At 73.6% G+C, this 12,152-nt stretch carries 11 protein-coding genes; 4 read left to right on the top strand and 7 right to left on the bottom strand.

The features are described 5' to 3' along the window. Window positions 1-4: 4 nt before the first annotated feature. Window positions 5-2,551 carry a helicase-associated domain-containing protein gene (locus ACRAKF_RS22050; protein WP_447039004.1) on the bottom strand — a complete coding sequence of 849 codons (2,547 nt, stop codon included), beginning with the start codon at window positions 2,549-2,551 and terminating at the stop codon, window positions 5-7. 216 nt (window positions 2,552-2,767) lie between these two features. Here ACRAKF_RS22050 and ACRAKF_RS22055 point away from each other — a divergent pair, with 216 nt between their 5' ends. Beyond that, window positions 2,768-4,411, top strand: a complete 1,644-nt coding sequence (locus tag ACRAKF_RS22055; RefSeq protein WP_447039005.1) for a DNA repair helicase XPB — start codon at window positions 2,768-2,770, stop codon at window positions 4,409-4,411. Here ACRAKF_RS22055 and ACRAKF_RS22060 read toward each other — a convergent pair. Then, on the bottom strand, window positions 4,369-5,613 hold the full coding sequence (locus tag ACRAKF_RS22060; protein ID WP_447039007.1) for a glycosyltransferase 87 family protein: 1,245 nt from the start codon (window positions 5,611-5,613) through the stop codon (window positions 4,369-4,371). The two genes, ACRAKF_RS22055 and ACRAKF_RS22060, sit on opposite strands and share 43 nt — an antisense overlap. Window positions 5,614-5,712: 99 nt before the next feature. Between ACRAKF_RS22060 and ACRAKF_RS22065 the strand changes: the two genes are divergently transcribed. After that, window positions 5,713-6,744 (top strand): hypothetical protein, encoded by a 1,032-nt coding sequence (locus ACRAKF_RS22065; RefSeq protein WP_447039009.1) that lies wholly within the window; start codon window positions 5,713-5,715, stop codon window positions 6,742-6,744. A gap of 35 nt (window positions 6,745-6,779) precedes the next feature. After that, window positions 6,780-7,409 (top strand): HAD family hydrolase, encoded by a 630-nt coding sequence (locus ACRAKF_RS22070; protein ID WP_447039010.1) that lies wholly within the window; start codon window positions 6,780-6,782, stop codon window positions 7,407-7,409. Here the strand turns inward: ACRAKF_RS22070 and ACRAKF_RS22075 are convergent. Continuing rightward, window positions 7,402-7,608, bottom strand: coding sequence for a hypothetical protein (locus ACRAKF_RS22075; RefSeq protein ID WP_447042105.1), 207 nt, complete (start codon window positions 7,606-7,608; stop codon window positions 7,402-7,404). The genes ACRAKF_RS22070 and ACRAKF_RS22075 overlap by 8 nt on opposite strands. 237 nt (window positions 7,609-7,845) lie before the next feature. Here ACRAKF_RS22075 and ACRAKF_RS22080 point away from each other — a divergent pair, with 237 nt between their 5' ends. Further along, window positions 7,846-8,229 (top strand): cold-shock protein, encoded by a 384-nt coding sequence (locus ACRAKF_RS22080; RefSeq protein ID WP_447039012.1) that lies wholly within the window; start codon window positions 7,846-7,848, stop codon window positions 8,227-8,229. A gap of 28 nt (window positions 8,230-8,257) precedes the next feature. Here ACRAKF_RS22080 and ACRAKF_RS22085 read toward each other — a convergent pair whose 3' ends face one another. The 4 genes from ACRAKF_RS22085 to ACRAKF_RS22100 all read right to left on the bottom strand — a co-directional run bounded on the left by ACRAKF_RS22085 (window position 8,258) and on the right by ACRAKF_RS22100 (window position 11,849). Next, window positions 8,258-9,157, bottom strand: coding sequence for a 1,4-dihydroxy-6-naphthoate synthase (locus tag ACRAKF_RS22085; RefSeq protein ID WP_447039013.1), 900 nt, complete (start codon window positions 9,155-9,157; stop codon window positions 8,258-8,260). Then, a complete protein-coding gene (locus tag ACRAKF_RS22090; protein ID WP_447039014.1) occupies window positions 9,120-9,869 on the bottom strand; it encodes a futalosine hydrolase in 750 nt (249 codons plus the stop codon). Before ACRAKF_RS22090 ends, ACRAKF_RS22085 begins: the two co-directional genes overlap by 38 nt. After that, the gene (locus ACRAKF_RS22095) at window positions 9,839-10,348 is read right to left on the bottom strand and encodes a DUF2771 domain-containing protein (RefSeq protein WP_447039015.1); all 510 of its coding nucleotides are present in this window, start codon (window positions 10,346-10,348) and stop codon (window positions 9,839-9,841) included. The genes ACRAKF_RS22090 and ACRAKF_RS22095 overlap by 31 nt, the downstream gene beginning before the upstream one ends. A 70-nt stretch (window positions 10,349-10,418) precedes the next feature. Continuing rightward, entirely contained in the window at window positions 10,419-11,849 is a 1,431-nt protein-coding gene (locus ACRAKF_RS22100; RefSeq protein WP_447039016.1) for an MFS transporter, read from the bottom strand. Window positions 11,850-12,152 lie beyond the last annotated feature (303 nt).

Consider the following 12,152-nt stretch of genomic DNA (forward strand, 5'->3'; position numbering starts at 1 on the left):
TGGGTCAGTCGTCGGCCAGTTCCGCTACGCCCGTCACGCGGTGCAAGGGGTACGTGCGGACCTCGTCCGCCGTGTGGTCGTAGGCCGTGACGAAGCCGCCCTCCACGCGGACCGGGGCGATCACGCGTTGGCTCGCGGTGCCTTCGGCGTTGACGTAGCCGATCCACACCGCCTCGCCCGTCAGGACCGCGGCCTGCATCGTGGCCAGCGTCTCGGCGGCTGTCGTGCGCGGCAGTTCGCCGTTGGCCGCGGGCGCCGCCTTCCGGGGTGCCGTGGACGCCAGGTCGCCCGCCCGGATCGCCCGCACCGCCGCGCCGAGCAGCGTGGCGTCGGGCACCGGCGGGCCCTCCGATACGGGCTCCGGGGCCGAGCGGGGCGGGGTGCGGTGGGAGTGGGCCCGGGTGATCAGGACGTCGCCCTCCGCGGACTCCGCGGAGGGCGCGAAGCCCATGCCCCGCAGCCCTTCGAGGAGCGAGCCGGGATCGGCCTGCGCGGCGAGCACGGTGGGCGCGAGGCGGCGCAGCCGCAGGCCCTGGGCGCGCTTGTCGGCCAGGATCTCGTCGAGCAGCGCCTCGTCGTCACACCGTACGTACGCCGACGCGGCGCCGATGCGGAGGTGCCCGTGCCTGCGCGCCACGTCGTCGATCAGGTAGGCCAGCGGCTGCGGAACGGGGGTGCGGGAGTGGGCGGCGAGGAAGGCGTGCAGGTCGGATGCGGACTGCCCGGAGTCGAGCGCGCGCCGCACGGAGCCGGGCGTGAACCGGAAGACGGTCGCGCCGCCCTTGGACTCCACGTCGGCGAGGACGGACAACGCCTCGGCCAGCGGCCGCTCCAGCGGCCCCGGCGCCACGGCGGTGAGGTCCGCCTGGAGCAGCACGTGGTCGAGGGGCTCGGGCAGCAGCGGCGCGAGCAGCCCGGCGGCACGGTCGGCGAGAACGGCCTGCTCGGCGGCCGTGGGCACGGCCACGGCGGTGCCCTCGGCGGGGCCCCCAGTCCCGTCAGCCACCCCCAGCAGCATCCGCCCGTGCGAGGAGAGCGCTCCGCGGCCCGTGATGCCGAGGAGTTCCGCCTCGTTCAGGGTCCAGCGGGCGATGCGGGAGCGGAGGTCCTCCGGCTCCGAGGGGTCGGCGGGGCGGCGGGAGGCCGTGGGGCGCTCCCAGCGCAGGCGGGCCAGGAGGGTCTCGGGGTCCGGCGCCGCGCCCTCGGGGAGCGTGGCGAGCAGGGTGAGCACCCGGCGGCGCACTTCGGGGGCCGCCGAGCGGTCCAGGTGCGGGCCCAGCGCGGAGAGCGTGCGGTCCTTGCCGTCACGCCCGCCGATGAGCCCCGCCGTGCGGGTCGCCGGGAGCCAGGCGGTGACCAGGGCGGCCCAGCGCTCGGCCGGGGGGAGTCCCTGCCAGTCGTCGTACGCGGGGGTCGCCGCGTACCGCTCGTCCGCCTCGTTGTCGGAGGCCAGGAGGCCCGCCGCGTAGGCCAGCTCGACCCAGAACGCGGCCGACGGCTCCGGCAGGTCCAGCGCCGCGGCCGTCCGCTTGAGGTCGCGCACGCTGAGCCCGCCCGCGCGCAGCACCGCGGGGCCGCCCTCGTCCCAGTCCTTCAGGAGCTCCTCGACCGTGGCGAGCGCCGTGTACGCCTGGCCCGCCGCCGCCGCGTCCACAACCTGTGGACGGTACTCACGCGCGGCCCCCACCGCGGGCGGCTCCGGTACGAGGACGCGGTGCGCACGCCCCGCCCGCAGGTGCAGCGCGGCCTCGCGGGGCAGGACGACCGTGCCGGGCGCGGTCGGCAGGAGCAGCCCCCGGTCGATGAGCCAGCGCAGATGCCGGGCCGGCTCGGCGGTGACCTGCCCGTACGGCGGGCCCCAGACCAGCCGCGACAGCACCTCCACGGACTCGGCGGGCGCCTCGTCGAGGAGCGCCGACATGCGCTCCCGGTCGTTGAAGAGGGCGGTCAGCGACCGCACGGCGGACACCGGGTCGTGCGTCGTGGGCAGCCCGGCGGTCGTCACGATGTCCTGGATCCGGGTCGGCGACATGCCCGACGTGGCCTCGGCGACGGTGGGCCCGAGCCCGGTCGGGGAGGGGTGCTGCGGGGCCGGCGCGAGCAGCTCGCGGGCGGTCCGCACCAGGCGGAGCCGCTCGTCGGTGCCCCAGACGAGGGCCTGCTCGTGGAGGGTGGCGAGGGCGCGCCGGAAGGCCGGTTCGACGGCGGGGTCGCCGTCGTCCCCCGCCAGGAGCGCGAGCACCTCTCCGTAGGTGGCGGGCTCCGGGGCCACGGCGAGCGCCTCCGCCACCTGCTGCGTGAACCGCCCGAGCCGCTCAAGGGCACGCACCACGGAGGCGCGGGTCCCGGCACGGGCGGCCAACTGGGTCACATCGGTGGGGACGGGGCTGAGCAGATCGGGGCGGGCGTGCAACAGCGCGGCCAGTTGGCCGTCGCCGCGTGAGCGGAGCGCTTCGGCGAGGGATCGGGGCGTGTCCGCGGCGCGCGGCGGTGCGGTCACGCTCGCGCCGGCGCCGGCGCTGTCCGTGGGCTGCGGCTCGTCGGTGCTCATCCGCCCCACGTTAGCGCTTGCCCCGGCCCCAGAACCCCCGCTGCCACGCGGCACCGGGCGGCAGAGCACCGGCGATCGCAGGAAAGTCCCGGCGACACGCCGTACGCCACGGCGTGTCGCCGGGACTTTCCTGCGATCGGCCCATCGACGTCATCCGGGGGTGAGTGGCGGTGGATGCGGCACACTGGGGGTTTGGCCTCTTGAAAGGGCGCTTGCGTGAACGGTCCCCTCATCGTCCAGTCGGACAAGACTCTCCTGCTGGAGGTCGACCACGAGCAGGCAGAAGCATGCCGGCGTGCCATCGCCCCGTTCGCGGAGCTGGAGCGCGCCCCGGAGCACATCCACACCTACCGCGTCACCCCGCTCGGCCTGTGGAACGCGCGGGCCGCCGGGCACGACGCCGAGCAGGTCGTGGACGCCCTCGTGGAGTTCTCCCGCTACCCCGTGCCGCACGCGCTGCTCGTCGACATCGCCGAGACCATGGCGCGGTACGGGCGCCTCACGCTCTCCAAGCACCCCACCCACGGCCTCGTGCTCACCACGACCGACCGGCCGGTGCTCGAAGAGATCCTGCGGTCCAAGAAGGTCCAGCCGCTCGTCGGGGACCGGCTCGACCCGGACACCGTCGCCGTGCACCCCTCCGAGCGCGGCCAGATCAAGCAGACGCTGCTGAAGCTGGGCTGGCCCGCCGAGGACCTGGCGGGGTACGTGGACGGTGAGGCGCACAAGATCGACCTGGACGAGGCCGGCTGGTCCCTGCGGCCCTACCAGCAGCAGGCCGTCGAGGGCTTCTGGCACGGCGGCAGCGGTGTCGTCGTGCTGCCCTGCGGTGCGGGGAAGACGCTGGTCGGCGCGGGTGCCATGGCGCAGGCCCAGGCCACCACCCTCATCCTCGTCACCAACACCGTCTCGGCCCGCCAGTGGAAGCACGAGCTGGTGAAGCGCACGTCGCTGACCGAGGACGAGATCGGCGAGTACAGCGGGACCAGGAAGGAGATCCGGCCCGTCACGATCGCCACGTACCAGGTGCTCACGACGAAGCGGAAGGGCATCTACCCGCACCTTGAGCTCTTCGACTCGCGCGACTGGGGTCTGGTCATCTACGACGAGGTGCACCTGCTGCCCGCGCCGGTCTTCAAGTTCACCGCCGATCTCCAGGCGCGGCGCCGTCTGGGGCTGACCGCCACCCTCGTACGGGAGGACGGGCGCGAGTCGGACGTCTTCTCGCTCATCGGGCCGAAGCGGTTCGACGCCCCGTGGAAGGAGATCGAGGCGCAGGGCTACATCGCGCCCGCCGACTGCGTGGAGGTGCGGGTCAACCTCACCGACGGCGAGCGGCTCGCGTACGCCACCGCGGAGGCCGAGGAGAAGTACCGCTTCTGCGCCACCACCGCCACGAAGCGGAAGGTGACGGAGGCGCTGGTCAAGAAGCACGCCGGTGAGCAGACCCTGGTCATCGGGCAGTACATCGACCAGTTGGACGAGCTGGGTGAGCACCTGGACGCGCCCGTCATCAAGGGCGAGACGACGAACGCGCAGCGCGAGAAGCTGTTCGGCGCCTTCCGGGAGGGCGAGATCTCCGTCCTCGTCGTCTCCAAGGTCGCCAACTTCTCCATCGACCTGCCGGAGGCGACCGTCGCCATCCAGGTGTCGGGCACGTTCGGCTCCCGGCAGGAGGAGGCGCAGCGGCTCGGGCGTGTCCTGCGGCCCAAGGCCGACGGGCACGAGGCCCGCTTCTACTCGGTCGTGGCACGCGACACCATCGACCAGGACTTCGCCGCGCACCGCCAGCGGTTCCTGGCCGAGCAGGGGTACGCCTACCGGATCGTCGACGCGGACGAGCTGCTCGCCGGGGGCTGACGGGCACCGTCACGCCGCGCGCCGCCGCTCTCCGCGCGCGGTGGCGGCACCGCGTCGCCGGGCTTCCGCGGCCTCGCGCCGAACAGGCCGAGGTAGGGCAGCAGCGCCGGCGCGAGCAGCGCGTACGGGGACGCCAGTGGCTGCTGCCACCAGGGCAGGCGCAGATCCAGGTCGCCCTGGTGCGGAAGCAGCCAGAAGGTGCGCGCCGTGAACAGGACGGCCACCGCTGCCGCCAGGCGGGGCCTGCCGTCGGCGACGAGCAGGGCGAGCAGCGGCACGCACCACACCCAGTGGTGGGACCAGCTGATGGGGGAGACCAGCAGGGCGGTGAGCGCGGCCGCGAGCAGGCCGTGCGCCTCCCCGCGGGCACGCCGTGCCGCCCACAGCCCGGCCGCGCCCGCCAGGACCGCCGCACCGGCCCACGCGAGCCCCGGCTCCGGATCGTGCAGGACCCGCGCGACGAGGCCCTGGAGCGACTGGTTGTCGACGATCCACGCCTTGCCGACCCGCCCCGTCTCGAAGAGCCGCCGCGTCCAGAAGTCGACGCTGGCGGACGGCAGGACGAGCGCGCCGAGCAGCACGGTCCCGGCGAAGGCGGCGACCGCGGTCCCCGCCTCGCGCACCCGCCCCCGCAGCAGCAGATACGCGATGAAGACCGCGGGGGTCAGCTTGATCCCCGCGGCGACACCGAGCGCGAAGCCCTTGCCGACGGCGCCCGGCGGCCGGGTGAGGTCCCAGAGGACCAGGCAGGCGAGGGCGAGGTTGATCTGGCCGAACAGCACGGTCTGGAAGACGGGTTCGAGCCAGAGTCCGAGCGCGGTGGCGGTGCGGACGAGCGGCGCGCGGGCCGGACGGTGCGTGAGGCGGCAGGAGAGGCGTACGAGGAGCGCGAGCAGGGCGACGTTCCCCGCGAGGAAGACGGCCTTCAGGACGGCGAGCGGGAGCCAGGTGGTCGGCACGAAGAGGATCGCGGCGAACGGCGGGTAGGTCGCGGGAAGTTGCCACTCGGTGACCGTGAACCCGTACAGATCGCCGCCGTCGACGACGGCGGCGCCCTCCGCCCGGTAGACCAGGGTGTCGGCCATCGGCACGTGCTGGACGACGCAGAGCGTGGCCATGGCGCCGAGCGAGACGGCCAGCAGGGCGAAGGATGCGGCGGGGGCTCCGAAGATCGAGCGGCTGAACGCGGTCCGTCGTGTCACGCGCGCGACATTAGTGGACAAGAGCGGCGGAATGGGCGGACAGCGGATGCACCGCCGGTCGGCGGCCCGGAGAGCCCGGAAAACCGGTACGGTCGGTCCGTGGGGATCGAAAGTGATCAGTTGGTCTACGACTACCTGAGCAGGGTCGGAGATCTGGCCCAGCAGCGGCAGTTGCCGTCCGGCACGAGAATGCGCCTGGTCTCGGAGCTGCGGAACGAGATCGACCGCAGCCGCTCCAAGGCCGTGGTCGAGAGTCCCGCGGCCATCCGCCGCATCCTGACCCGCCTCGGCACCCCGGAAGAGATCGTCGAAGCGGCGGGCGGTGACCCCGGCGACGTACCGGCACGGGCGCAGGAGCAGGCGAGTGCGGCGAGGCCGGCCGTACCCACGCAGCGGACCGGCCGCCGCCCCAAGCTGCGCAAGAGGCCCGCTCAGCCGGCGGAGCCGGACGAGCCGCCGCAGGACCTCGCGGGTCCGTACGCCTCGCCCCCGCACCTCGCGGGCACCGACGAACTGGGACCCAGCGGCTCCGAGCCCGACTGGTGGCGCCATGACAGCAGCCCCTTCGGCGTCGCCGACAGCGTCCCCGGCTTCGTCGGAGGCGTGGAGATCCCCGAGCTCCTGAAGCCCCCGCCCGCCGCGGACGACGCCCCCGGCGTCCCCCGTCCCCGCCTCGCCAAGGACCCGAAGGACCCGAAGGACCCGGAGGACGAGGAGGAGTACGAGGACGAGGCCGTGGAGGCGGGCGGGCGCCGGCGGTGGCGGCCCCGCCTGTGGCCCGCCGCCGGGGGAGGATTCAGCAACCCGCTGCTCCTGCTCGCCGCCGCCCTGCTCGTCGCGGGCGCCGTCATGGGCAACTGGCCGGCCCTCGGCGTCGGCTGGCTCATCGCCTACGCCTCCCGCAGGCTCACCCGCGCCGAGGCGAAAGCGGCGGTCATCGGCATCCCGGTGTTCACGGTCGCCGCCGGGCTCACCTGGCTGTGGGGCCGCGGCGAGCGCCACTGGGGCGACGAGATCCCCGACGGCCACATGAGCGACGCCATCGCCGAGACCTGGCCCTGGGTGGTGCGCGGCGCGGCCATCGCCTCCGCGCTGTTCCTCCTGTGGCGCTCCCAGCGGCGCCGCGGCTGACGCGGGCGCGTACCCGTCCTCGGCAGAATGGGGGCATGACTTCTCGCGCGCTGACGGTCGGCTTCGACCTCGACATGACCCTGATCGACTCCCGCCCCGGCATCAGGGCCGCTTTCCTGGCCCTTTCCGCGGAGACGGGCACCCACATCGACGCCGATCTGGCCATCACCCGGCTCGGACCGCCCCTGGAGCAGGAGCTGCGGCACTGGTTCCCCGAGGAGCAGATCGCGGAGATCGCCGACCGCTACCGTGAGATGTACCCCACATACGCCATCGAGCCGACGCTCGCCATGCCCGGCGCCCGCGAGGCCGTGGCGGCGGTCCGTGCGGCCGGCGGACGCACGATAGTGGTGACCGCCAAGCACGAGCCCAACGCGAAGCTCCACCTGGCGCACCTGGGCATCGAGGCCGACGCGGTCATCGGCTCGCTCTGGGCGGAGGCGAAGGCGGTGGCGCTGCGCGAGCACGACGCGGCGGTGTACGTCGGCGACCACACCGGCGACGTACGCGGCGCCCGGGCGGCGGGCGCGCTCTCCGTGGCCGTGGCGACGGGGCCGTGCGACGCGGCGGAACTGCGCGAAGCGGGCGCCGACGTGGTCCTCGGCGACCTGACGGAGTTCGCCGCTTGGCTCGGCACCTACACCGCGGGCACCGCCGCTAGCTAGCCGCGGACCTGGCCTGCCTGCGCTGCACGGCGATGCCGCGCAGCACTCCGGCCGCCGCCACGAGGAACCCCACTCCCATCAGCATGCACACCGCGTAGGCGAGTGGGGGAAAGGGATCGGTGCCCAGGAACAGCGGGGCCACCGTGACCAGAGTGGCCACGGCACCGACGAAAAAGATGATTGCTCCGGTCCGGACCATTCCATCGCCCGGTCCGGCGGAATTCGCTTGGGTTTTGTCACGCACCCCACCAGGGTAGTTCCCAGCGCGAAGGAAGAATCCGGGGACGTCTTGTCACCGGCTCCCGGACCAATAGTCTTGGGTCCGGCGGGTCGAGCGACCCGCTGTAGTGCTATCCAGAGCCGTTTTCGCCCTGCCATTTCCGCTGGGCGGAGCGGCACAGACGAAGTACGACGAGTACGAGGACGAGGACTTCACGTGCCTACCGGCAAGGTCAAGTGGTTCAACAGCGAGAAGGGCTTCGGCTTTCTCTCCCGCGACGACGGCGGCGACGTCTTCGTGCACTCCTCAGTACTGCCCGCCGGCGTCGACACACTCAAGCCGGGACAGCGTGTGGAATTCGGGGTCGTCGCCGGTCAGCGCGGCGACCAGGCCCTGTCCGTAGTGATTCTCGACCCGACGCCCTCGGTGGCGGCCGCGCAGCGCCGCAAGCCGGACGACCTGGCATCGATCGTCCAGGACCTCACGACGCTGCTCGAGAACATCACGCCGATGCTGGAGAAGGGCCGCTACCCCGACAAGGCGTCGGGCGCGAAGATCGCGGGCCTGCTGCGCGCGGTGGCGGACCAACTGGACGTGTGAGACGCCGGGGGCGGAGCCCCCGGCACGCTCACGGAAACGCCAGGGCTTCCGGCCGCAGGGCGGGTACGAGCCCCTCCGCCGCCGCCCGCGTCAGGAGCCCGCGTACCGCCGCGTAGCCGTCCTCGCCGAGGTCGGCGGTGAACTCGTTGACGTAGAGCCCGATGTGCTGGTCGGCGACGGCCGGGTCCATCTCCTGGGCGTGCTCCATGACGTACGGACGCGACGCCTCGGGGTCGTCCCAGGCCATGCGGACCGAGGCGCGCGCGGCCTCGGCGAGGGAACGCAGGACGTCCGCGCCCAGCGAGCGCCTGGCGATGATCGCGCCCAGCGGGATCGGCAGGCCGGTCGTGGCCTCCCAGTGCTCGCCCATGTCGGCGAGGCGGTGCAGACCGTAGTTCTGGTACGTGAAGCGCGCCTCGTGGATGACCAGGCCCGCGTCGACCTTGCCGTCGCGCACCGCGGGCATGATCTCGTCGAAGGGCAGCACCACGATCTCGCCGACGCCACCGCCCGGCAGCGTGTCCGCCGCCCAGAGACGGAACAGCAGATACGCCGTCGACTTCTCGCTCGGCACCGCGACGGTCTTGCCCGCGAGGTCCACTCCCGCCTCACGGGTCAGCACCAGGGGCCCGCAGCCGCGGCCGAGCGCGCCGCCGCAGGGCAGCAGGGCGTACTCGTCGAGCACGTAGGGCAGGACGGCGTAGCTCACCTTGAGGACGTCGAGCTCCGAGGAGCCGGGGGAGGCCGCGCCGCGCTCGGCGACGCCGTTGGTGATGTCGATGTCCGCGAACGTCACGTCGAGCGCGGGGGCGCCGGGCACCCGGCCGTGCGCCCAGGCGTCGAAGACGAACGTGTCGTTGGGGCAGGGCGAGTACGCGATCCGCAGCGGGTCATTCGCGGCGTCGGTCGCGGGGGTCATGGCTGTCATGCGTGTTCCAACTCTCCAGTACCGGCGTGAACTTCCCGAACGCCTCACCGAGCGCGGCGAGCGCCTCACCGATCCGCCAGGCGGCGCGGTCGCGCGGGCCGACCGGATTGGAGACGGCACGCACCTCCGCCACCGGCACACCGTGCAGTACGGCCGCCTCGGCGACGCCGAACCCCTCCATCGCCTCGGCCAGGGCGGCCGGGTGGCGCAGCCGCAGCTCCGCGGCGCGCTCGGCGGAGCCGGTCACGGTGGAGACGGTGAGCACGGTGCCGGTCGCGGCACCGCAGGCGCCGGCGAGCTCTCGTACGAGGGAAGGCGGCGGACGGTGCGTGACGGCGCCGAAACCGAGCTCGGTGACCGGTGCGAAGCCCTCGGGGGTCTCGGCGCCCAGATCGGCGACCGTGACCGCGTCCGCGACGACGAGGGAGCCGACGGGCGCGCCGGGCTGGAAACCGCCGCCGATGCCCGCCGAGACGACGAGGCCGTAGGGCCGCCCCGCGGCGGCGGCGCGGGCCAGCGCGGTCGCCGTGCCCGCCGCGGCGGCACCGGGCCCCACGCCGACCGCGAGGACGTCGATGAGGCTCCCGGCGGGCAGGCCTTTGGCCACCGCGTCCCGTTCGGCGGGGACCGCGGTGGCGACGAGGACGCGCTCAGCGCCCCCGGGGAACGCGCCGTGCGGGGTCAGGAGTCCTTCTTGAACGTGAACGACCACAGGCCCGTGGCCTTCTGGGTGCCGCCCTCGCCGCCCTCGAGGAGGCTGACGGTGGACTTCTTGCCGCCCCCGCCGTACTGCTGGTTGAAGAAGACGTTGCCGGGGATGACCACGTACGTCTTCTTGCTGGCCTCGGTCAGCGGACGGCCGTTCATCAGCAGCGTCCAGCCCTTCTCGGCGATCTCCGGGTCGACGCCGAAGCGGACCTTCTCGTCGGGGTCGACCTTGATGGACTTCACGTCCTTGTCCTGGAGGCAGGACTTGAGCTGCGACTGCTTGAGCTCCTTGCCGTCGTTGTAGCAGGAGGCTTCCGAGTTCACCGAGTCGCTGCCGACCGTCACGGTGGCGAGCGGCGTCGGCTTGTCGCAGGCCGAGAGGACGAGGAGTCCGGCGGAGACGGCGCCAAGGGCGGCCACGGTGCGGCGGCGGCGCGCCGCGCTGTTCACATTCGCGGCTCCGCCGCGGAGCAGGGAGGTCATGGGCGAAGGTTATCGGGCGCGTCGTGGGGTCCCTCTACGCGGGGGTCACGGGCGCGCCGCGGCACGGTTTCTAGGCGAGGACGCGCCGGGGTCCGCTGCTCCTGGCCGCGGCCAGGAGTCCCCGTACGGTCGAGAGCCAGCCCAGCGCGACGATCGCCGCGGCCACCGAGAGGCCGAGCGGGCCGACCAGTGGCAGCGCGATGCCGATGCCGCCGCCGATCACCCAGGCGACCTGGAGCAGCGTCTCGGAGCGGGCGAAGGCCGAGGTGCGCACCAGTTCGGGGACATCGCGCTGGAGCAGCGCGTCGAGGGACAGCTTGGACAGGGCCTGCGCGAAGCCCGCGCAGGCGCCGAGGCAGGCGACGGCCACCGCGCTGAAGAACACCGCCGCCGCGATCGCCACGCCGAGCACCACCGCCACGACCGTCACGATGATGACCTCGGGGGCCCGCGCCTTCAGCCAGGCGCCGACCGCGGTGCCCAGCGCGTTGCCCGCGCCCGCCGACACGCCGACTATCCCGAGCGAGACGGCCGCGCTCTGCCCGGCGAGCGGATGCTCCCGCAGCAGGAACGCCAGGAAGAAGATGAGGAACCCCGAGAGACAGCGCAGCGCCGCGTTGGCGGCCAGGGCATGGGTGACGGCGGGGCCGACCGTACGGAGGCCGGGGCGCCGGCCGCGGGCGGTGTCCCCGGCGGCCCGGGCGCGGGGGTGCAGCCGCAGGTGCTCCTCGTCGGCGGCGAGCAGCGCCTTGCTCTCGCCCTTGGCCGAGTCGACCTTGCGGGGCAGCGAGAAGGAGAGCAGCATCCCCGACACGAAGATCACGAAGGCGCCGTAGAGCGGCCAGCGGGGCCCGACCGCCTGGAGCCCCGCCCCGACCGGGGCCGCGGCGGCGGTGGCGAGGAGACCGCCGAGGGTGACCCGGGAGTTCGCCTTCACCAGGGAGAAGCGGGGTGGGAGCAGCCGTGGGACCACGGCACTCCGCACCACGCCGTACGCCTTCGACGCCACGAGGACGCCGAGCGCGGCCGGGTACAGCTCCACGCTGCCGGTGGCCACGGCGGTCGAGAGGACCAGCGCCAGCAGCGCGCGGGCCAGCATCGATCCGGCCATCGCGGCGCGGCGGCCGTGCGGCAGCCGGTCGAGGAGCGGGCCGATGACGGGGGCGAGCAGGGTGAAGGGCGCCATGGTGATGGCGAGGTAGAGCGCGACACGGCCGCGGGCCTCGTCCGTCGGCACGGAGAAGAAGACGGTCGAGGCGAGCGCGACGGTGACCATGACGTCGCCCGCGCCGTTCACCGCGTGCAGTTCGATGAGCTTGCCGAGCCCGGACTCACCCGCTCCGTGGGCGTGCGTGGCCTTGCGGATGCCGCGCGCCGTGCCGGTGAACGGCAGGTGCAGGGCCCGGACCAGCGCACGTCCGGTCCGCCTCGCCGGTCCGGGCGAGACAGTCGCTACGGGTGTCGACCTGGTGGGGGCCACCTCGTCATAGTGCCCCCTCATGCGGTCCACTAGTACGGACAACGGGCCGTGAGCCGTGGCGGGTCCTTCGCACGGGGCCCCCGCGAACCGCTCCCGCAAGGGCCTCTCACCCGTGTGCCGAGGCTCTCGGAGAGCCTTTTCGAAAGAGCGGCTCGGGCACGGTCGCGTACGTCGGTGTAGGCCCAGGGGCCAGGAGAAGGTAGCGTGCGTAACGCGCCTGCGGCGGTTGTTCTCGGCCGCGCGCCTCTCGGTCATCCCGCAGAATGGGTGACGTAGGTGCGCCCAGGAACGTCGGGCGCGGACGTCGACGCGGCCCGCCCCCGG

The organism is Streptomyces sp. DSM 118878, assembly GCF_052936595.1.